The 20,973-nt window shown below is 38.7% G+C and carries 17 protein-coding genes; 10 read left to right on the top strand and 7 right to left on the bottom strand.

Annotated elements, in window-relative coordinates; translation table 11 throughout:
• The first annotated feature begins 37 nt into the window (after positions 1-37).
• The 8 genes from AAC073_RS01780 (at position 38) to AAC073_RS01745 (ending at position 13,119) form a co-directional block, all read left to right on the top strand.
• Positions 38-1,531 carry an arylsulfatase gene (locus tag AAC073_RS01780; protein WP_339922112.1) on the top strand — a complete coding sequence of 498 codons (1,494 nt, stop codon included), beginning with the start codon at positions 38-40 and terminating at the stop codon, positions 1,529-1,531.
• 123 nt (positions 1,532-1,654) lie between these two features.
• On the top strand, positions 1,655-3,367 hold the full coding sequence (locus tag AAC073_RS01775) for an FAD-dependent oxidoreductase (RefSeq protein WP_339922111.1): 1,713 nt from the start codon (positions 1,655-1,657) through the stop codon (positions 3,365-3,367).
• A gap of 15 nt (positions 3,368-3,382) precedes the next feature.
• Positions 3,383-4,786, top strand: coding sequence for a Gfo/Idh/MocA family oxidoreductase (locus AAC073_RS01770; protein ID WP_339922110.1), 1,404 nt, complete (start codon positions 3,383-3,385; stop codon positions 4,784-4,786).
• Between the two features lie 138 nt (positions 4,787-4,924).
• On the top strand, positions 4,925-6,547 hold the full coding sequence (locus AAC073_RS01765) for an FAD-dependent oxidoreductase (RefSeq protein WP_339922238.1): 1,623 nt from the start codon (positions 4,925-4,927) through the stop codon (positions 6,545-6,547).
• 238 nt (positions 6,548-6,785) lie between these two features.
• Positions 6,786-8,564 (top strand): arylsulfatase, encoded by a 1,779-nt coding sequence (locus tag AAC073_RS01760; RefSeq protein WP_339922109.1) that lies wholly within the window; start codon positions 6,786-6,788, stop codon positions 8,562-8,564.
• Positions 8,565-8,573: 9 nt separating this feature from the next.
• A complete protein-coding gene (locus AAC073_RS01755; protein ID WP_339922108.1) occupies positions 8,574-10,598 on the top strand; it encodes an FAD-dependent oxidoreductase in 2,025 nt (674 codons plus the stop codon).
• Positions 10,599-11,185: 587 nt separating this feature from the next.
• Complete coding sequence (locus AAC073_RS01750) at positions 11,186-11,986, top strand: alpha/beta hydrolase (protein ID WP_339922107.1); 801 nt, start codon at positions 11,186-11,188, stop codon at positions 11,984-11,986.
• A gap of 2 nt (positions 11,987-11,988) precedes the next feature.
• On the top strand, positions 11,989-13,119 hold the full coding sequence (locus AAC073_RS01745; protein WP_339922106.1) for an ATP-binding protein: 1,131 nt from the start codon (positions 11,989-11,991) through the stop codon (positions 13,117-13,119).
• A gap of 10 nt (positions 13,120-13,129) precedes the next feature.
• Here AAC073_RS01745 and AAC073_RS01740 read toward each other — a convergent pair whose 3' ends face one another.
• From AAC073_RS01740 to AAC073_RS01710, 7 genes are all read right to left on the bottom strand, one after another.
• Positions 13,130-13,456 (bottom strand): multidrug efflux SMR transporter, encoded by a 327-nt coding sequence (locus AAC073_RS01740; RefSeq protein ID WP_339922105.1) that lies wholly within the window; start codon positions 13,454-13,456, stop codon positions 13,130-13,132.
• Positions 13,457-13,607: 151 nt separating this feature from the next.
• Positions 13,608-14,219 carry an alpha-ketoglutarate-dependent dioxygenase AlkB gene (locus AAC073_RS01735; protein ID WP_339922104.1) on the bottom strand — a complete coding sequence of 204 codons (612 nt, stop codon included), beginning with the start codon at positions 14,217-14,219 and terminating at the stop codon, positions 13,608-13,610.
• A gap of 25 nt (positions 14,220-14,244) precedes the next feature.
• Positions 14,245-15,174, bottom strand: coding sequence for an NAD-dependent epimerase/dehydratase family protein (locus AAC073_RS01730; protein WP_339922103.1), 930 nt, complete (start codon positions 15,172-15,174; stop codon positions 14,245-14,247).
• A 121-nt stretch (positions 15,175-15,295) separates the two neighbouring features.
• On the bottom strand, positions 15,296-16,864 hold the full coding sequence (locus AAC073_RS01725) for a glutamate synthase-related protein (protein WP_339922102.1): 1,569 nt from the start codon (positions 16,862-16,864) through the stop codon (positions 15,296-15,298).
• Between the two features lie 442 nt (positions 16,865-17,306).
• Positions 17,307-17,819, bottom strand: coding sequence for a hypothetical protein (locus AAC073_RS01720; RefSeq protein WP_339922101.1), 513 nt, complete (start codon positions 17,817-17,819; stop codon positions 17,307-17,309).
• Positions 17,820-17,854: 35 nt separating this feature from the next.
• Positions 17,855-18,289: a hypothetical protein gene (locus tag AAC073_RS01715; RefSeq protein WP_339922100.1), complete on the bottom strand. Its 435-nt coding sequence runs from the start codon at positions 18,287-18,289 to the stop codon at positions 17,855-17,857.
• A complete protein-coding gene (locus AAC073_RS01710) occupies positions 18,270-18,785 on the bottom strand; it encodes a sigma-70 family RNA polymerase sigma factor (protein WP_339922099.1) in 516 nt (171 codons plus the stop codon). Before AAC073_RS01710 ends, AAC073_RS01715 begins: the two co-directional genes overlap by 20 nt.
• Before the next feature lie 278 nt (positions 18,786-19,063).
• On the opposite strand from AAC073_RS01710, the gene AAC073_RS01705 reads away from it, so the two are divergent.
• Positions 19,064-19,735: an RNA polymerase sigma-70 factor gene (locus tag AAC073_RS01705; protein WP_339922098.1), complete on the top strand. Its 672-nt coding sequence runs from the start codon at positions 19,064-19,066 to the stop codon at positions 19,733-19,735.
• 62 nt (positions 19,736-19,797) lie between these two features.
• Positions 19,798-20,793 (top strand): FecR domain-containing protein, encoded by a 996-nt coding sequence (locus tag AAC073_RS01700; protein ID WP_339922097.1) that lies wholly within the window; start codon positions 19,798-19,800, stop codon positions 20,791-20,793.
• Positions 20,794-20,973: the final 180 nt, after the last annotated feature.

Below are 20,973 nucleotides of genomic sequence, written 5' to 3'. Positions count from 1 at the left end.
AAATCATTTAAAGTAGTAATATTAATTTATTGGCAGAATGAGATATATACAGATTGGTATGTTGGCTTTAGCCTATATGCTTATGTCCTGCAATTCTGGTGAGAAGGAAAAACTAAAAGAGCCTTTACCAAATATTCTTTTTATTTACGCAGACGATTTGGGGCACGGTGATTTGGGAGTATACAATTCGCTTTCAAAAATCTCAACACCAAATTTGGATCAATTAGCGATGGATGGTATTCGGTTTTCTGACGCTTATTGTCCAGTTTCAGTATGTTCCCCTAGTAGATATGCTTTAATGACTGGGGAATATCCTTGGAAGAGTTGGAAAAAGTCTGGTGTGATGGCCAATTATGAACCATCAATGATAGAAGAAGGGAAACTTACCTTGCCCCAAATGCTTCAGAATGCAGGATACCAAACAGTAGGGTTTGGAAAATGGCATTTGGGAACTACATTTCCCACTAAGGACGGTAAAGCACCAGTTGGATATGGGAAATTTCGACATGATCAAAATGGAGCTAATATTGACGTCAACAAACCCCTTAGTGATGGCCCTTTAGCTAGAGGATTCAACCGTTGGTTAGGGTTCAGTTGTGCAAGCGAATGCTGGATATTTGAAGACAATCATATAGTTGGTGCACTTGAACATGATCTTTATACGATTGAAGCGGCTACTGGAACAGAGGACCTTGAAAAAATTCCATTGCAGGGTTTCTTACCTTATATTACGGAAAAAAGTATTGATTATCTCCAGCAATTCAAAGAAACGGAATCAGATGAACCATTTTTTCTTTATTATTCACCCTATGTTCCGCATATTCCACTAGCCGTTGATCAAAACTTTATAGGGAAAACAGATGCAGGTCTATACGGGGATTATGTGTTTGAGCTAGATCACTATATTGGACAATTAGTAGATGAGCTCGAACAGCTTGGCTTAAAAGACAATACAATAATAATTTTTGCCAGTGACAATGGTTCGCAGTTTATTGCGACAAGTCGGGAAGGAGATAATGAACAAGCTACGAATAGCCCAAAAGATGTGGAAAAGACATTTAACCCAGATGCGCATCAACCTAATTTTCCTTTTAAGGGTACCAAGTGGTCCGTTTATGAAGGTGGGGTTCGCACGCCTTTAATTGTAAGTTGGGCAGGTAAATTTCCAAAAGGACAGGTGAGCAATCAACTTATCGCGCTTAACGACATTTTGCCTACTTTAGCAGAGCTAGTAGGAGCATCCTTACCGGATGGGTCAGCTAAGGATGGTCACAATCTATTATCAGCATTTTATGGTAATAATATGACTGTAGGTAAAAGAGAATCGGTAGTGGTTAGAGGAAGTGGAAATGCTTTTGGATTGCGTGAAGGGGATTGGAAAGTGTTAGGCGAATATCCTTTTGTATCGCCGGTGGAACTTTATAACCTAAAGGAAGATCCTGGGGAGACAGAAAACCTCGCGCTTGAGCATCCTGAAATTGCAGAAAAGTTATTAAAACTGTTAAACGATCATTTAAATTCTACCATATAATTACACTAAGATAGCTCCCAATTTCATTGGTCCTGAGATTGTAATTAATGTTTAGCAAAAAATAAACCATAAAAAACCACTCAAGACGCAGCCCATGAGGTTGCCTTAATAAAGTTAAACACCATGAAGCAAACGTTTACAGCAGTTCTATTTCTTTTCACCTTTTGGTTTACCTATTCTGCTCAGGCCCAGAATTCCTCTTATGACTTAGTTGTCTATGGAGGCACTTCAGGAGGAGTGGCAGCAGCCATTCAAATATCTAGAATGGGAAAATCCGTCCTACTCATTGAGCCTTCAAATCATTTAGGCGGGCTTACCACAGGAGGTTTGGGAGCTACGGATATTGGGAATAAAAATGTAATTGGAGGTATTTCCAAAGAATTTTATCAAAATGTCAAAGCATATTACGACGATCCTGAGAAATGGAAATATGAGGATAGGAGCGACTATTTATCCAGACCAGATCAAACTAGATCTAATGAAGGTGAAGATGCCATGTGGACATTCGAGCCATCTGTAGCCATGAAAGTCTATGAGAAAATGTTGGCTGATGAGGACATTAAAGTCATTATTGGAAAGCGATTAAACAGAGAAAGTGGAGTAAAATCCAAGAATAATAAGATCACTTCGATCACCATGGAAAGTGGAGAGACTTATACAGGTAAAATGTTTATGGATGCTACTTATGAAGGTGATTTGATGGCCGCTTCAGGTGTAAGCTATACTACCGGAAGAGAAGCCAACAGTCAATATGGGGAAACATTAAATGGTGTTCAAGCCAATTTTTACAACTTAACCCTCAAAGGGAATGTTTCCAGAAATGCTATTCATCACAATTTCGTACCTGGCGTTGATCCCTATGTGGTGAAGGGTGACCCTTCTAGTGGTTTATTGCCATTTATTATTGAAGGAGGGCCTGGGCTGGATGGAACAGCAGACAAAGGAATTCAGGCTTATTGTTACAGAATGACGCTTACCAATGAACCTGAAAATCGCATACCATTTGAAAAACCCGCCAAGTATAATGAGCTGGAATATGAGTTGTTGTTTAGGAATTATGAAGCAGCAAATGGTCCTATTGAAAAAATGTACCATTATGGAGATCCCTTAGTTCCCTGGATCAATACCCCTATGCCCAATAAAAAGACGGACACAAACAATCAAAAAGGCTTTTCTACAGATTTTATAGGTCAGAATTTTGATTACCCAGAAGCAAGTTATGCAGAAAGAGAAGCCTTTAGCAAAAAGCAATTGGAATACCAGCAAGGGTTAATGTGGACATTGGCTTATCACCCAAGAATTCCTAAAAAAGTTAGAGATGTGGTGTCCCAGTGGGGAATGCCAAAGGATGAATTTACAGATAGAAATGGTTGGACACCTCAGCTGTATGTAAGGGAAGCAAGGAGAATGGTAAGTGATTATGTAGTTACTCAGGCGGACTGTGAAGGGCTGGTGCCACAAGTGGAAGACGGCGTGGGAATGGGGTCTTATGGGATGGATTCTCACATGGTTCAGAGGTATGTAGATCACAATGGCTATGTTCAAAATGAAGGCAACTTCGAAGCGAGAGGCTTGAGTGCCTACCCGATTTCTTATAGGTCTATAGTGCCTAAAAAAGGAGAAAAAGAAAACTTATTGGTACCTGTTTGCATAAGTGCTACGCATGTGGCCTTTGGATCAGCTAGAATGGAACCCGTATTTATGGTCTTGGGTCAATCTGCAGCTACTGCTGCTTCCCTAGCGATTGACCATCAGGTAGCGGTTCAGGATCTTGATTATGATTTATTGGTTGAGGTACTGCTTAAAGACAATCAGATTTTAGAATACGCAAAATAATTGAAGCTAATAATTATGCCAATTCAACCCAAAAACCACAGAAGATCTTTTTTAAAAAAGTTATCGACATCCACTGCCTTGGCAGTGGGTGCACCGATAGCCATTGCCAAGGCATCTAAAGGATTTGAATCCTCAACTTATCTTGAATTGGTAAAAAGGAAGGCAGTATCTGCCAATGATAAAATCAGAGTAGCTGTCATAGGTACAGGAGGCATGGGTATTGGTGATGCCAATACGGCTTTGATGGTGGATGGAGTTGAAATTGTGGCAGCATGTGACTTGTATGATGGAAGGCTAGATCGTGCCAAAGAACTATGGGGTTCTGGTTTGTTTACGACCAAAGACTACCGAGAAATTTTAGAGAGAAGCGATGTAGATGCAGTTATCAATGCAACAACTGATCATTGGCACCAAAAGATCTGCCTAGATGCCATGCAGAAAGGCAAGCATGTCTATTGTGAAAAGCCCATGGTTCAACGTTCTGAAGATGGTCATGATATCATCGAAATGCAGAAAAAAACAGGAAAGGTATTTCAAGTAGGTAGTCAATATGTAAGTTCAATCATTCATGCCAAAGCCAAGGAACTTTTAGCTGCAGGAGAAATTGGTGAGATAAATTTTGCTGAAGCACAGATTGATCGACACAGTGCGAGAGGGGCTTGGCAATACACAGTGCCATTAGATGCATCTGAGAAGACAGTTGATTGGGATACCTACCTGGCCAATGCACCGAAAAGAGATTGGGATCCGCTTCGCTTTTTCAGGTGGAGAAACTATCAGGATTATGGTACAGGTGTAGCGGGAGATTTGTATGTACACATGCTTTCCATGCTACATTTTGTAACAGGCTCTAAGGGGCCTGAGAGAGTCCAGGCTACAGGTGGTTTGAGGTACTGGAAAGATGGAAGAGATGTGCCTGATATTCATTTGGGATTATTTGATTATCCGAAATCGGAAGCCCATCCTGCATTTAACCTTTCCCTCAGAACCAATCTTGTAAGTGGGGGAGGAGATAATTTTCTATTTAGAATCGTCGGTTCGGAAGGAGACATTACCATCGATTTTAATGGATTAAAACTACGTAAAACTCCTTTTCCTAAAGATCCTGGTATGTCCTTAAACAGTTTTCCAGAAGCCATGCAGGAAGCACTCAAAGCTGCGCACAAGGAGAAATATGCTCAGAAAGCTGAAATGGTAGGGCCTTCTGAATTTGAATTCAAGGTGCCTTCCAACTATAAAGGAGACAGATACGAGCATTTTGTCAATTTCTTCGAATCTATTCGCCATGGGAAACCTGTGGTGGAGGATGCAGTATTTGGACTCCGAGCATCGGGCCCAACGGAAGCAGGCAACATCAGTTATTTCCGAAAGAAAATTGTCGGCTGGGACCCTGAAAACATGAAGCTTATTGGGGTTTAGTGTCGTGAAACAAACTCAAATAATCTAAAAATTTAAACACATAAAAATATAATAAACAAGAATTAATCAAATATAACTATGAGAAAAACGAGTATTTTAAAGGCTGTGTTTTTAAACCTTGCTTTGCTTTTTGTTTTTATGGCGTGTAGCCAAAAGGTAGAGCAAGAAGAAACAACAGATGTCATTGTATATGGAGGCACATCTGGAGCGGTAACTGCAGCTATACAAGCTAAAAAAATGGGAAAATCAGTGATAATGGTTTCCCCCGACAAGCACTTAGGAGGCTTGACAGCCGGAGGTTTGGGCTGGACGGATACAGGTAAAAAAGAAGTGATAGGTGGCCTATCCCGTGAATTTTACCAAAGAGTCTATGAAAAATATACCGAAGATGGTGCTTGGAAATGGGAAGCCAAATCTGAATTTGGAAACAAAGGACAAGGTACCCCAGCTATAGATGGAGCCTTCAGAACAATGTGGATTTTTGAACCTCATGTGGCGGAAGAAGTTTATGACGAATGGGTAGAGGAATTAGGTATTGAAGTCCTTCGCGATGAATGGTTGGACAGAGAAACCGGTGTGACAGTGGAGGAAGGGAAAATCACCGCCATCCGAACATTGAGTGGCAAGGAATTCAAAGGTAAAATGTTTATAGATGCTACCTATGAGGGAGATTTAATGGCTGCTGCTGGTGTAAGTTATCACGTAGGTAGAGAAGGAACAAATGTTTACGGCGAGGAATGGAATGGTGTACAAACAGGTGTATTTCATCACAAGCATCACTTCAAGGCAGTAGATCAGCCCATAGACCCTTATATAATTCCTGGAGACCCTTCTTCAGGATTACTTCCAAAAATTAGTGGTGAGGATCCTGGCGTTAAAGGTGAAGGGGATAATAAAGTTCAGGCCTATTGCTTTAGAACGTGTATGTCTGTAAATCCCGACAATCAGGTGCCATTCCCAAGGCCTGACAACTATGATTCTACCCAATATGAATTGCTAGGTCGAATTTTCGATGCTGGATGGACAGAATGGTTTGGTAAATTTGACATGATCCCTAACAAGAAAACGGATACAAATAACCATGGTCCATTTAGTTCAGATAATATTGGGATGAATTATGATTACCCAGAAGCCAGTTATGAAAGAAGGAGAGAAATCATACAGGAACATGAGGACTATCAAAAAGGACTATTGTATTATGTAGCAAATGATCCTAGGGTGCCGAAAGAAACGCAAGATGAATTTAAAAAATGGGGCTTGGCCAAAGATGAATTTACGGACAATGGCAACTGGCCACATCAAATTTATGTTAGGGAAGCCAGAAGAATGGTAGGTAAATATGTGATGACTGAAAATGAGTTGTTGCAGAAAAAACCAACTCCTGAATCAGTTGGGATGGGTTCTTATTCCATAGATTCGCACAATATCCAACGCTATGTGGATGAGAACGGACATGTGCAAAATGAAGGTGATATTGGCGTTGGGCTACGTCAACCATATGAAATTGCCTATGGTTCTTTAGTGCCTAAAGCAGATGAAATTACAAACTTGGTGGTTCCTGTAGCCGTATCTGCTAGTCATATTGCCTTCGGTTCTATCCGTATGGAGCCGGTATTTATGATTTTAGGACAGTCAGCGGCTACTGCGGCAGTAATGGCTTTGGATGGGGGAATCAGTGTGCAAGAGCTTCCTTATTCTTCCTTGAAAACAAAATTATTGGAAGATGGCCAAGTTCTTACTCTTGCAGATAAAATAAACTGATAATAGCATTTAATAGCAGGGAAAGATTGAATAGGTTTTTGTAGGAGCAGGACATTTGGCCTACTCCTACAAATTTCAACCAGGATGTAGAGACACTGAAGAAGGAAGCGATCATAGGCTTCTTGCTTTTTATTGTGATTCGACCACTGGCAAATACCTTTGAATTAAATAGATAGCGACTAGTTTGTTTCCTTCAAATCAGCAGAAGATTAAACACCAACATTTATAAATTATAAGAATGGGCATTGCTGTAAAATATGCTAAATCCTGCCTACACCTTTTTTTGTGCTTGAGTTCTTTAATTGCATGCAAGTCAGGAGAAAAGGAAAAAATCAGGCCTAATGTATTGATCATCTTAACAGATGATCAAGGTTGGGGAGACCTAAGTTTTACTGGTAATCCCAACTTGAAAACGCCGAATATTGATAAGCTAGGTGTCGAAGGAATCAGTTTTGATAAGTTTTATGTTTCTCCTGTTTGTTCACCTACCCGTGCAGAAATGCTTACTGGTAGATACCATTTGCGTGGAGGAGTAAGTGGGACATCCGCAGGACAGGAGCGACTGGATCTTGACGAGGTTACCTTTGCGGAAGTGCTTAAAAATTCGGGATATGTAACTGGGGCATTTGGTAAATGGCACAACGGGATGCAGTACCCTTATCATCCCAATGGCAGAGGGTTTGATGAGTTTTATGGCTTTTGTTCAGGACATTGGGGCGATTATTTTAGTCCTCCATTAGAACACAATGGTAAACCTATCCAGGGTGAAGGATTTCTAGCGAACGACCTCACCTCGAAAGCGATGGCATTTATTGAAGAAAATCAGGAGCAACCCTTTCTTGTTTACCTTCCCTTAAACACACCTCATTCGCCCATGCAGGTTCCTGATCGTTGGTACGATTCATTTGCTAACAAGGAACTTGATAGCCTAGTGAACGGGGAAGACCAGGATTTTACCAAGGCAGCTTTAGCCATGTGTGAAAACATCGATTGGAATGTGGGAAGAATTATGGATCAGTTAAAATCCCTCAATCTTGAAGAAAATACTATTGTAATTTATTTTAGTGACAATGGGCCAAATAGGTTTAGATGGAATGGTGGGATGAAGGGTAGAAAAGGATCTACAGATGAAGGGGGCGTAAGGAGTCCATTTTTTATGCAATGGAAAGGGACCATTTCTGGTGGGGAGGTGATAGAAGAGATATCAGGTGCAATTGATCTTTTCCCAACCTTAATAGACATGTTGGGTTTAGCACATAAATCAGCCAAACCCTTCGATGGAATAAGTTTAAAACCATTGATATTTAAAGAAGCCACAAACTGGGACGATAGGATAATCTATAGGCACTGGAACAACAGAACGAGTTTAAGGACACAAAACTTCCTTCTCGATCATGAAGGTGCCTTGTTTGAGATGAACGAAGATCCTTATCAGAAAAACCCAGTTCAACATCAATATCCAGAAGTTTCAGCAAAGCTTATTGCAGCAAAAACAACCTGGGAAAAGGAAATGGATGAAGAACAGGCCAATGATCCTGAGTTTAGGCCATTTACTTTAGGTGCTTCCGAAGCCATTTACACACAAATGCCCGCTCGTGATGGTACTGCTTATGGACAGATTCAGCGATCAAATCGTTTTCCAAATGACTCCTTTTTTACAAATTGGGTGACTTTGCAAGACAGTATTACTTGGGAGGTAGAGGTATTAACAGCAGGGAAATATGCTGTTGAACTTTATTATACTTGCCCGCAAAAAGATATTGGCGCTACCTTTAGACTTCAGGTAGGAAAAAACATTCTCGATGGCAAGGTAACTTTACCACACGACCCATTGCTTAAAGGGGAGGAGAATGATCGGGTAAAACGCATGGAGTCTTATGTGAAAGACTTCAAAGCCATGTCTTTGGGAGAAATTAACCTGGACAAAGGAGAGGCGACTTTGTCTATCAAAGCACTTGATATTCCTGGTAGTCAGGTTATGGATTTAAGATTGATAGTATTCACTAAAAGAAATTGATAATAAGTAATGAAGAAACAATTTAATTATTTAGCAATGGCTTGCTTGATGCTGTCAAGCTTGTTGTTCTCCTGTTCAGGCCCTGAAAAAGCCGAAGTAAAAACGTATGATGTTGTTGTATATGGAGCCACCTCTTCTGGAATAATAGCGGCTTATACAGCCAAGACCATGGGCAAATCAGTTTTGCTGATTGAGCCCAGTGAACACTTAGGTGGTTTGACTACCGGTGGACTTGGCTATACAGATATTGGAAATAAATTTGCCGTTACCGGCCTTTCAAGGGATTTTTATCGAAAACTTGGAGATCATTATGGGAAATTTGAACAATGGATATTTGAACCAAGTGTCGCTAAAGCAACTTTTCAAGAATATTTGGACCGTGCAGGAATTACTGTTCAATATGGATTTAGAATTCAAAATGCAGAAAATAAGGACGGTTGGATTACCAAAATTTCATTAGAAAATTCTAACAACCCCTCCGAACCCATAAGAGAAGTTTACGGAAAAATGTTTATCGATGGAACGTATGAAGGAGACCTGATGGCCAAGGCTGGTGTGAGCTATGATATAGGTAGAGAAGCCAATGATAAATATGGTGAAACTTTTAATGGTGTTCAATTGATGAACGGTCACCAGTTTCCTGACGGGATTGATCCATATAAAACACCAGGTGATCCTTCAAGTGGCCTTCTTTGGGGGATAAGTGATGACGTTTTGGCTGAAGATGGTACCGAAGATGATAAAATTCAAGCCTACAATTATCGAATCTGTTTGACCAATGACCCTAGTAATCGTATAGAAATAACAAAGCCTGAAGGTTATGATCCTTCTATGTTTGACCTGTTAGTTAGGCTTTTTGAAGCCCAACCAGAAAAAAGAAGTTTGGGTCAATATTTTATTTGGAGCAGAATGCCAAATAACAAAACTGACATCAACAATAGGGGAGGTTTTTCTACAGATATGATTGGTGCAAACCACGAATATCCCGAGGGAAGTTATGAAAAACGGAAAGAGATCATAGCTGCGCATACCCTTTATACGAAATCTCTTTTATATTTTTACAAGACGGATCCAAGGGTGCCAAAAGAACTTCAGGATGCCATTCAAGAATGGGGCTATCCAAAAGACGAATATGTAGCTACAGAAAACTGGACTCCTCAATTGTATGTTAGAGAAGTGAGGAGAATGATAGGGGAGTATGTAATGACGCAAGCCAATTGCGTGGGGGATGAAGTTGTGGAAGATGGCGTTGGAATGGCTGCTTATACAATGGATTCCCACAATATCCAACGTGTAGTCTTGGAAAAGGACGGTAAGAAAATGGTAAAGAATGAAGGGAATGTAGAAAAAGGAGGTTTTGGACCATACCCGATTGCTTATAGATCTATTATTCCAAAAGCAAGTGAGGCTAAGAACTTATTTGTTCCGGTAGCCCTTTCTGCCAGTCATATTGCCTATGGTTCCATTCGTATGGAACCTGTCTTTATGGTGTTAGGACAGTCAGCAGCAGTAGCGGCAAGTCTGGCCGTGGATGCAGGGCAAGCTGTTCAAGAGGTATCCATTCAAAAGCTACAGGAAGAGCTCCGTTCAAATCCATTGGCAGATGGAAGTACAGCAGAGATATTGGTAGACAATGATGATGAGGGTGTAGATGTTACAGGAGATTGGGAAGTTCAAAACCGAAATGGATATGGTCCTACACTTTTGAAAAATGCAGGCAAAGACAATTCAGTAAATAAAGTAAGTTTCAGTCCTAAGGTTGTAGAAAATGGCAATTACGACATTTATGTCTATTTCTCTGGAACCGAAGATGCAACCAGTCAGACGAAAATTATTATCTCAGATGGGAAAGCAGAAAAAGAGGTTTTCGTTAAAGAAACTGATATAAGAGTTGAAGGTCAGACACGAGGCGAATGGGTAAATGTAGGTGCTCATACCTTAGAAGTAGGTGCGAATCCCGTTGTTACTGTAAGCACAGAAGGTGCTGACGGCGCAGTTGTAGCTGATGCAGTACTTTGGGTGCCTGCGAAATAATAATAACCTCCTTGATTTAAAATCCTTGATTTAAAATAAATGATCCCAATTTCATAAAGTTATATACTTTTTGAAATTGGGATTTTGTTTTGAGGTTCTGCCATAGATGGAGCTGTCATGTGATTAATGTCATTATTTCAGTTCCTACGTACTTAAACATTTTGGATAAAGCCATAGAAAGGATTTCCATTATTTTCCTGACTGAAATATTTCTTGAGGATTTCAAGAAATTATTAGAATCATATAATATGTATTAGATTGATTTTTAGTAGTTTAAATCCGGTAGTTTAGGGGTGTTCCATGATTTTGTCCACATTTGAGAGTGGTTTCTCCTACTCGTTAAATTTTACACATTTCTTAACCAAACAAGTTAGGTATAATAATTGCTTAAAAACTTTAACGCACAAATAACTATAATAATTGGAATTTCACCTAGTCAATTATTAGCTAGATTATTTAAAATTTTTCCACATGTTTTTTTGTTTGAACCTAACCAAATCTGATTCGGTTTTAAAGCGGAATCATGTAAGGTTGAGTAAAAAGACAGGCTGTTATTGAAATGAATTAATTTCAAAAGACGAAAGACAATGAGTACTGATAAGTTATTTAAAAACAATGTGACAATTTCTGGCAATGGTATGCAGCCGATAGTTTTTGGTCATGGTTATGGATGTGATCAGAAAATGTGGCGCTATATAGCCCCTGCCTTTGAGAAGGATTACAAGGTAGTTTTATTTGATCATGTGGGTTCTGGGAAATCAGACTTAAATGCATACGATTACCAAAAATACGATTCTCTTAAAGGCTATGCTGAAGACCTCCTGGATATTATTGTTGACCTTGATCTTAGAGAGGTAATTTTTGTAGGCCATTCAGTAAGCAGTATTATTGGGGTACTTGCTGCTGGCGAAAGGCCTGATTTGTTTGACAAATTAGTATTGCTAGGACCCTCGCCTTGCTACATCAATCAGGATGGATATTTGGGGGGATTTAACAAGGATGACATTGATGAATTAGTAGTAACTTTAGAAAGTAATTATTTAGGTTGGTCAAGTTTTATGGCTCCCCAAATTATAGGTAACCCCAATATGCCCCAATATTCTCAAGAACTGGAAAACAGTTTTTGTTCCATGAATCCCGAAATTGCAAAACACTTTGCAAAGGTTACCTTTTTGGGGGATAACAGAGCGGATTTAGAAAAGGTAGCCACGTCTACCTTGATTCTCCAGAGTCACCCGGATGTGATTGCCCCCGTTGCTGTTGGGGAATTTGTTCATGAAAAAATCAAGGGTAGCCAATATGTTCTCTTGAATTCTTCCGGCCACTGTCCTCATTTGACTTCTCCGGATCAAGTTATTTCTAGCATACAATCTTATTTAGGAAGCTGATTTTGATAGCAAAACCATTCATAGAGGACTCAGAGGATCTTTACCAAAATGCCCCTTTTGGTTATATGTCCATGCGCGCTGATGGGCTTATTGTTAACATCAATACCACCTTGCTAGTTTGGCTGGGCTATGAAAGAGACGAAATTCTACTTCAAAAATCGTTTCAAGATTTACTGGGAATGGGAGAAAGGATTTATTTTGAAACGCATATGATGCCCATGCTTCAAATGCAAGGAGAAATTTCTGAAATAAGCATTGAGCTTAAAGGTAAGCAACCTAGAAAACTGCCGACACTGATAAATGGAAAACGAATTATTGGCAGTTCAGATGACAAACCCTTTTATAGGTTTTCAGTACTTAATATTACCCAACGGAAACAATATGAGGTAGAACTGATAAAAGCTAGAAAAAAGGCGGAGCAAACTGTAGATCGGCTTAAACAAATTAATGAAGGTCTTGAGCAATTTGCTTATACGGCATCTCATGATTTGCAGGCACCCCTCAACACGATCTCTGGTTTGATGGGTTTGCTGGACAAAGAAGGTTACTTGCCCCCTGGCAGCCAAGGGGAGATGTATTATTCTCTTATTTTAAACAATACCCAAAGGATGAAACAAATGATTAAAGACCTGCTCGATTATTCCAAAATGGAAGGGAATGAGAAGGGATTTGAGGAAGTTTCATTAAATGAAGCCTGTAAGATTGCATTGGGGATGTTGGAAGATCAGGCAAAAGAAAATAATGCAACTTTTACTATTGGAGAGTTGCCTGTAATCTTTGCGGATAAGATTCAAGTGTTTCGACTTTTCCAGAATCTATTTAGCAATGCTTTAAAATACCGGTCTGAGGCTGATCCGATAGTCACAGTGTCATTTGAAGATAAAGGAGATCAAATCACTGTCTATGTTAAGGACAATGGCATTGGTTTTAAACAAGATGCTTCAGCTAAAATATTTGGCTTCATGAAAAGACTTGATCCGCACGGAAGCATTCAAGGTACAGGCATAGGACTTTCTGCATGCAAGCGAATCCTCGAAATTCATGGGGGGAAAATAGCCGCAATTTCAGAACCGGGAAAGGGAAGTACCTTCTATTTTACAATTCCCAAGATCGCTAGAAAACGCGATTACTAATCCCTTTTTTTTAGTGCGAAACTGCCTTTAAACCGATTATGGAGCCAATAAGTGCGAAAATGAAAAATATTCGCCAAAAATGGGCTGGTTCCTTAAAGAAAAATATACCCACCAAGACCGTTCCCACAGCACCTATTCCTGTCCATACAGCATAAGCTGTTCCAATTGGAAGACTTTGTGTTGCGCGGATAAGTAATAACATACTTATTGTCAAGCAAACAAGGAAGCCCCCATACCAACCATACACTTCTTTTCCTGTAGCAACTTTTGCCATACTCAGGCAGGAAGCAAAAGCGACTTCAAAAAGACCTGCAATTATTAATAGGATCCAATTCATGGGTTTATTTAAAATAGGTAAATATTGTTTTTTTCAGGTATCAAAGTTCAATTTTATTATTGAATTTTATCAGATGCGTAATGAATTAATTTCATTGAGGGGCACAGCGCGATTGCCTAAATTTCGTGGGAATCTGTTTTTAGTTGGTAATTTAGCGACTAACAATAGTTCTAAAAGTAAGGTTTACTCTAGGGCTAAAAATTCTTTTGGTTGGTGGTAAACGATGTAACCAATTGGTTTGTGTTTCTCCCTTCATAATCAACAAACTTCCGTTTTCTAATATTAGTTCTGACTTAGCTTTGGTTTCTTTGTGCTTAAAAGAGAATTTTCTTTCTGCTCCAAAACTTAGTGAAGCGATTGCCCCTTGTTTTTTCAGGTCTTTTTCCCCATCACTATGCCATGCCATACCCTCATTCCCATCATGATACAAGTTTAAAAGGCAGGAGTTAAAGGTCTCTTCAGTAAGTGTTTCTATCGCCTGCTTTAATTCAAGCAAGGCTTGGGTCCAGGGCAATGCCGATTTGGTAGTTTTGGAATAGGTGTATTCAAATGCTTCTTCTCCATACCATGCTACTTTTCTTTTGGTAATGATTTTTTTACCAAAAATAATGGCTTCGTCATTTTTCCATTCGATCGTTTGCATCAAAATAGATAGGAATTCATTTGCTCTTTTTTGATCAAATATTTTTCCATAATAATTTGCTGTTCCTCCGTATGGTAAGAGGTTTTTAGTTGGATCTATTTTCCGTTCAAATAATTCCATATGGCTGTGTTTGCACTTCTCTCGATTACTTATAATTGGTCTCTATTATTTGTTTTATTCCCCGATCATAGGGGGTAGGCTTAAAATCAAAAGCCTTCTCGAATTTACTGCTATCAAATACATAATCCCTGTCATATTGGTAGAGCATTTCCACTGATTCCTTCATAATGGGATTAAATAGTCCCATTATTTTCACCAAAAATTTAGGGGCCAGTTGGATCCTCGCAGAAGTATCTAATTCCTTTGCAATATTTTCTATCCATTGCTTTCCTGTGTAAGGTGAAGAGGCAGTAGGCAAATGCCAGACCTGACCATAAGCCGTTTCAGTATTGCCCAATAGTGCTGTGGCAATGGCAGCATCGATGGTATAAGTAAATGAATGAACGAAATGGTCACTTATCAACCAATTGGCTTTTTTACCTTGGCTCAGCGGTTTGAATACCATTTCAGTAAGAAGACTATTGTTTGAGATAGAAGGGCCATAAAAATCTGCGGATCGGGCGATAAGGGCTTGAATTTTTTGGGAAGCTATTGCATTCAGAATCATTTGAGCAATTTTAGCTCTGACAGCGCCCTTTTTACTTGGTGGGTTTATGGGGGTTTCCTCCGTCATGCCATTTAGAAAGCCTGAATCATACATATAGATGTTGTCAAAAAACACCAATTTGCAATTCTCTTTCGTGCAGGACTGGATCACATTTTCAATAAATGGCACCCATTTTTCAGCCCATTCTTTATAACTATAAGCAAATCCTACTGTAATATAAACAATAGAAGATCCGTGGACAGCTGCCTCTAAAGCCTTGGGGTCTAAAAGATCTGCGGTAAATAATTCATCAGTATCATTAACCCTTATTGGGTGTCTGCTAACCAACCTTATCTTGTCTGGATAAGTTTTTAGCGCCCTTGCCAATCCAGTTCCTATGGCACCAGTTGAGCCTAGTATTGTTTGCATAATTTCCGGATTTATCTATACCCCTAAATAAATTGTATGCCTAATCGTGAATATCAATCCAAATAGAAAAACAAACGATCAATTAATACCCTGGCCTTATTTGGTGATTAATAAAGTTGGTTTATTTTTCAATAACCTTTTCTTTAACGCCATTCATCATATGTTCTAAGTAAAAACCTTCAGGGACTTCAGGATAGATTTCGCTGTATTTCAATACTTGATTCATCCCAATTCTGCGATTGATATGCTCCCTGTTTAATTTCTCTGTTTTTCTAATACCTGAAGCAGCAATAAGTTCGATAAAACTTTTCACAGTTTCTTCATGAAAGTTAGCTACTCTTTGGGATTTGTCTTTCACTACTAGGCCTTCCATTAAACTTTTATTTTGTGTAGCTACTCCTGTAGGGCAGGTATTGACATTGCATTGCAAAGCTTGGATGCAGCCTGTAGCCATCATCATTGCTCTTGCACTGTTCACCATATCGGCCCCCATGGCTACCACCCGTGCAATATCGAATCCACTTAATATTTTTCCTGCTGCTATAACTTTGATGTCTTTCTTTAAATCAAAACCTCGAAGGGTGTCAATTGCGAAGGAAAGCCCATCTTTTAAGGGCATACCTAAGGAATTGGAAAATTCAATTGGAGCAGCTCCTGTGCCTCCTTCACCACCATCAATGGTTATAAAGTCGGGTTTAATTCCAAGGGAGACCATGGCTTTGCATAAGTCTATAAACTCTTCCTTTCTGCCAATGCAGATCTTAAATCCTACAGGTTTTCCTCCAGACAAATCCCTCAACTTTTGAATGAAGTACATCAAGCCTTCAGCACTGTCAAATGCGCTGTGTTTGGGTGGAGAATGAACATCTGTATGGGGTTTTACATGGCGAATGGCAGCAATTTCTTCGGTGTTTTTGGAGGCTGGAAGTATACCTCCATGCCCTGGTTTGGCACCTTGAGAAATTTTAATCTCGACCATTTTCACATTGTCAAGGCTGGCATTTTTCTGAAAGTTTTCTTCACAAAAATTACCTGCATCTGTTCTGCATCCGAAATATCCAGTGCCAATTTGCCAAATTAAATCTCCACCAGGCTGTTTGTGATAAGGGCTTATTCCACCTTCACCAGTATTGTGTGCAAATCCACCAATTTTTGCTCCAGTGTTCATTGCTAATACTGCGTTTTTACTTAAGGAGCCAAAACTCATGGCCGATATATTTAGAATGCTAGCAGAATAAGGTTGTAAGCAGTCTTTCCCCCCAACCAAAATCCTGGACTCGTGTTGGATGTCAGCATGGTTGTTGGCATAAATGGAATGGTCCATCCATTCATATCCAGCTGCGTAAACGTCCATTTGTGTACCAAATGGCGTCGTATCATTGGCTTTTTTTGCCCTTTGATAGATCAATGAACGAAATATCCTATTGATTGGCCTTCCTTCAGTATCCGTTTCTACAAAATATTGCATAATTTCCGGTCTGATGTCCTCTAAAAGATACCTGAAGTTTCCAATTACAGGGAAATTTCTCCTAATGGCGTGTTTAGTCTGAAAAATATCCACCAACCCTAAGACAATAATGGGTACCACTATAAATAAAATCCATAAAATAGAAGGCATGTAGAGGAATATGGCAGGGATACAAACGAGGGCGATTAAGGAGGAAATGACGAATATGTGTTTTGGTTTCATTTACAGATTTTCTAAGGAGTAAGTAATGACTTTTGCCATTGACACGTTATTTTTTCCGGTACAAATTTGACAACGAACCTGTTGCTAAAGGAGTTCAAATCGGTAATCCCAATAGACTGATTTGATAAAATTGAGATATAATCAATGGGTAATCAAGCTAATTTACCATTTTTTTCCTCAAGTCAATGAGTTTTTAGAATTGGGTTGTTGTTTGAGTTTTTTTTAGACATATAGTTCCCGGCCTAGAGTATAAGATTACAAGCAAACAACAACCCATTTTCAGTTTTTTTTAAAGGAATTGTGAAAGTAGACCCCATCCTAGGTTCTAGAATGAAAATAAAAAAAGCAGGCCATAACCGACCTGCCAATATAAATATTTAGTAACCTTTTAAAAATCTAAATAAATAGGTAATAAGTGCGTTTTTTTTAAAGGCTAACAGTATTATTCTTTCTTTTTATTCATTTTTGCAGCGGTTTTTGTGGTGACAATTATTACTCCGCCTTTCGCATTATGTTTTTTCATAGCCTCTTCTCCTTTTAATACGTTTATGGAATCTATGTCAATAGGATCAAGCTTCCCCATGTCTGCCTTGCTTGTTGGAATTCCATCAATTATTATAAGAGGTTCTGTCTCATTGTTAGCCCCTTCTCGAAATTTAAATTCAACTGGATTTGGATTTATGGACTTGGTTTTAATCAAGATAACACCATTTGGCGCATTGTATTCTTTTAATGCTTTCTCTCCTTTAAGCACATCGATGGACGCTATTTTGTCTTTGTCCAATAGGTCAATAATAGAATGGTCGTATTTTTTACCATCAATATAGACATCTGGGTTGTCACTGTCTTTAATGGTGATTTCCACCTTTTCTTTTACATTTTTACTTGTTTCCTGAGCCGTTATACTTGAAAAAGGTATTAGTGCTAGGCCGACTACTAATAGAAGGTATCTCATGTTGATTTGTTTTTTAAGGTTATATTTTGTCGTTATTATTCTGTAGTGCTGTAAATGATGATTATTTCGTCTTCATAGAGCACCTTTTTATTGGTTGTTTTTATGGTGTTGTTTTCAAACATAGCCAAAGCCTCTTTTAATAAAGCCTCTTTTTCTGCCAGGCTTTTCGTTTCTGGGGTTGGCGCTGGCCTTAAGTAAAACAACAAGAATAGGAGGGATGCTGCTATGGCCATGCCGCTAACAATCAGCTTTCTGATTTGCTTCTTTTTTTCTTTTTTCTTTACGGCTTTCCAAATTTCATCATTAAAACCTGTCCTTGGATTTTGCTTTTTCCCTTTTACATATTGGAACCACTGTGTCTCTAATGACTCATCGTCAGTTGAATTTTTGATAAGTAATTCCTCTTCTTCAAGTGTACTGTGTCCTGCAGCATACTTTTCCATCAATTTTTTAATTTCCCCCTTTTCCATAGCTGTATGTTTTTTGGAGTTCTATCGCCACTTGTTGCCTCGCTCTGGACAAAAGAACCCTAATATGGTCCACTCTTAATTTTGTTAATTCGGCAATTTCAGTAAAATCCATGCCGTCTAAATCTCTCATAATCATGACTTCCTTCTGTTGTTCCGGAAGGCGTTCCAATACCTTCTCTATATTACACTTGAGCTCTCTCCATTCGAAAGAATCATGTTCAGGTGCTGATGCCAAAAACTGCGTTTGTACATCATATACATCCTCCCGCGGCTTTTTCTTTTTGATCAGATCAAGGCAATAATTCCTTGCGGTCAAGAAAATAAAGGCCGGCAGATTGGGGTGATTTTTAATTTGTCTCCGACGCTCCCATAGCTTAATCATTATTTCCTGAATGGCATCCTCAGTATTGGCGCTATTGCCTAACATCCTTGCCACCATTGGATATAACCGCTCTGACATTGAAATAACCCTTTCTTTAAATTCTGTCGCTTTCATTTGTACTTTAATGACGATAAACTTGTCTATTCATAACAGAAAAAGGAAATTTTCTTAAAAAGTAAGATTTTTAGGCTTTTATAAGGTGTGGTTTAATAAAGAACAAAATTGTGTTAATTTTTACATAACAATAAATTAATAGTGAGATAACTTTCCTATAAATCTTAAAATAAGGGTATAATTAAATAAAAAACGAATAATCTTTTTTCGAATTTGTAAGTAGTACATGGGTATTTAATTGTCTTAATAAAAGACAGGCAATAAAAAACCAAACACCAATGCCACAATCCAAGACCGATGCTAAAGTTATGGGCGTTTTGTCCCCTTCCAGGCAAAATTCGGAACCTATGCCAGTAGAAAAGGCTTCTCGAAAGGCAATACAGGACGAACAGTTAATATGGCATGCTTTTAAAATAGCACCATCCAAAGGTATGGAGCTGGTATTTAGGAGGTATTACCAGCCCCTTTGTTCCCATGCGGTGCGCTTTGTGGGGTCGAAAGAAGTTGCGCAAGACATTGTATCAGACTTGCTTGCTCAATTTTATGACCAAAAATTATTTTTAACCATTACAACTTCCATACGCTCTTATTTATTTAAGGCCGTGAGAAATAGAGGGTTCAATTACCTCAAGCATGATTTGGCTCGAAAAGGAGACTTGGCTACATCACCTGAACCGAGAATTGCTGAGACCTATCAACCTGATAGCATAACCCAATATGAAGAACTTTATCAAGATTTTGAAAAAGCCATAGAAACGTTGCCCAGTCAACGAAGAAAAATTTATCTCTTGTTCCAATTAGAAGGTAAATCTATGAAAGAGATCGCAATGGGGATGGATTTATCTGTAAGAACGGTAGAAACGCAATTGTATAGGTCAAAAATAGCTATTAGAAATTTTTTAAAAGACAAATGGCTGGTTTTCACACTGGTATTTACCCATCTGTTTTAAAGGCCTGATTGACTATTAGTTTCCAACTGCGCTTACTAGCTAACCTATAACACGATTAAAAAATGCATGATAAAGATACGATAAAGGAATTATTGCTTAATTATTTCAAGGGATCTGTCTCCGTAATCCAGAAAAAATGGATAGATGACTGGGTGAATGAATCCCTTGAAAATGAAGAAGTGTTTTATTCCTATCTAGAGGAATGGGAAAGAAAGAACCCCCAATACCTCACCGATACGGAACAGGCATTGGTAACCTTTAGAAACAAAAGTGAATCCGGTATAAGCCAAAAAATTGGTTCAGGGTCTTCTCTGAAACCTCAAAAAAGAAGAGCTTTAAAGCTGTTTTTAGTGGCTTCATTAACCCTTTTTGGGCTATTGTTTTTAGGTACATTTGATAAAGTTACAGTCAAAACCTACAATACCGGCTACGGTGAAATGATCACTATTACTCTATATGATGGTACTATAGTGCATTTGAATGCAAATAGTGAATTAAAAACCCCGAGATTTGCTCTTTTTTCAAATTCTAGAAAAGTGGAATTATTAGGTGAAGCCTCCTTCAATGTTACACACGACCCAATAAATAAATTCATTGTCCACACGATGAATGGTTTAGATGTAATCGTTCACGGAACAGAATTCACTGTGTATAACCGTAGACACAATACGGAGGTGCAACTAAAGTCAGGAAAAGTTGAATTAATCAAACACAATGCTAACGGAGACGAGTCTGTCTTAATGAAACCAGGTGAAAAAGTGCGGATGGAAATTGATGGTGTTCTTCAGAAAGAAAAAGTTAAAGCGCCTGAGGATATTGCTTCTTGGACGCAATATCGATATGTATTTGATCAAACAAGCCTTATTGAAATTGCGCGTATTATAAGCGATAATTATGGTGTTGAGGTAGAAATTTCTGGTGATTCAATTGGAAAACGAACCTTGTCTGGTTCTTTCCGGTCTGAAGATGCCAAAGAATTTGCTGAAGCAGTAGCTCAGGTTTTGGGCATCTCTTTGGTAATTGAAAAAAAACGTTTTCGATTTGCTAAAATGGACTAGCATTTTTGAAGGCATTTTCTTGTCAGAAGACAGTCCAAAGGACCGTGACTTCCTATATCTCTTTACCTAATAAATTTATAGCCTATTACATTAATTTCTTTAAATGGAAAAACAATTTCTAACCCAATTTTATACATCCGATTAACCATAACAAATAGTCAAAAATTTAAACCCTAAATC

The sequence above is a fragment of the uncultured Cyclobacterium sp. genome (assembly GCF_963977555.1).
Taxonomy (GTDB): Bacteria; Bacteroidota; Bacteroidia; order Cytophagales; family Cyclobacteriaceae; genus Cyclobacterium.
This window is presented reverse-complemented; position numbering and strand designations above follow the sequence as displayed.

Bases quoted from the DNA above. Each gene is read 5' to 3' on its own strand.
- AAC073_RS01780 (WP_339922112.1), top strand. From the start codon at position 38: ATGAGATATATACAGATTGGTATGTTGGCTTTAGCCTATATGCTTATG.
- AAC073_RS01775 (WP_339922111.1), top strand. From the start codon at position 1,655: ATGAAGCAAACGTTTACAGCAGTTCTATTTCTTTTCACCTTTTGGTTT.
- AAC073_RS01770 (WP_339922110.1), top strand. From the start codon at position 3,383: ATGCCAATTCAACCCAAAAACCACAGAAGATCTTTTTTAAAAAAGTTA.
- AAC073_RS01765 (WP_339922238.1), top strand. From the start codon at position 4,925: ATGGCGTGTAGCCAAAAGGTAGAGCAAGAAGAAACAACAGATGTCATT.
- AAC073_RS01760 (WP_339922109.1), top strand. From the start codon at position 6,786: ATGGGCATTGCTGTAAAATATGCTAAATCCTGCCTACACCTTTTTTTG.
- AAC073_RS01755 (WP_339922108.1), top strand. From the start codon at position 8,574: ATGAAGAAACAATTTAATTATTTAGCAATGGCTTGCTTGATGCTGTCA.
- AAC073_RS01750 (WP_339922107.1), top strand. From the start codon at position 11,186: ATGAGTACTGATAAGTTATTTAAAAACAATGTGACAATTTCTGGCAAT.
- AAC073_RS01740 (WP_339922105.1), bottom strand. From the start codon at position 13,456: ATGAATTGGATCCTATTAATAATTGCAGGTCTTTTTGAAGTCGCTTTT.
- AAC073_RS01735 (WP_339922104.1), bottom strand. From the start codon at position 14,219: ATGGAATTATTTGAACGGAAAATAGATCCAACTAAAAACCTCTTACCA.
- AAC073_RS01730 (WP_339922103.1), bottom strand. From the start codon at position 15,174: ATGCAAACAATACTAGGCTCAACTGGTGCCATAGGAACTGGATTGGCA.
- AAC073_RS01725 (WP_339922102.1), bottom strand. From the start codon at position 16,864: ATGAAACCAAAACACATATTCGTCATTTCCTCCTTAATCGCCCTCGTT.
- AAC073_RS01720 (WP_339922101.1), bottom strand. From the start codon at position 17,819: ATGAGATACCTTCTATTAGTAGTCGGCCTAGCACTAATACCTTTTTCA.
- AAC073_RS01715 (WP_339922100.1), bottom strand. From the start codon at position 18,289: ATGGAAAAGGGGGAAATTAAAAAATTGATGGAAAAGTATGCTGCAGGA.
- AAC073_RS01710 (WP_339922099.1), bottom strand. From the start codon at position 18,785: ATGAAAGCGACAGAATTTAAAGAAAGGGTTATTTCAATGTCAGAGCGG.
- AAC073_RS01705 (WP_339922098.1), top strand. From the start codon at position 19,064: ATGCCACAATCCAAGACCGATGCTAAAGTTATGGGCGTTTTGTCCCCT.
- AAC073_RS01700 (WP_339922097.1), top strand. From the start codon at position 19,798: ATGCATGATAAAGATACGATAAAGGAATTATTGCTTAATTATTTCAAG.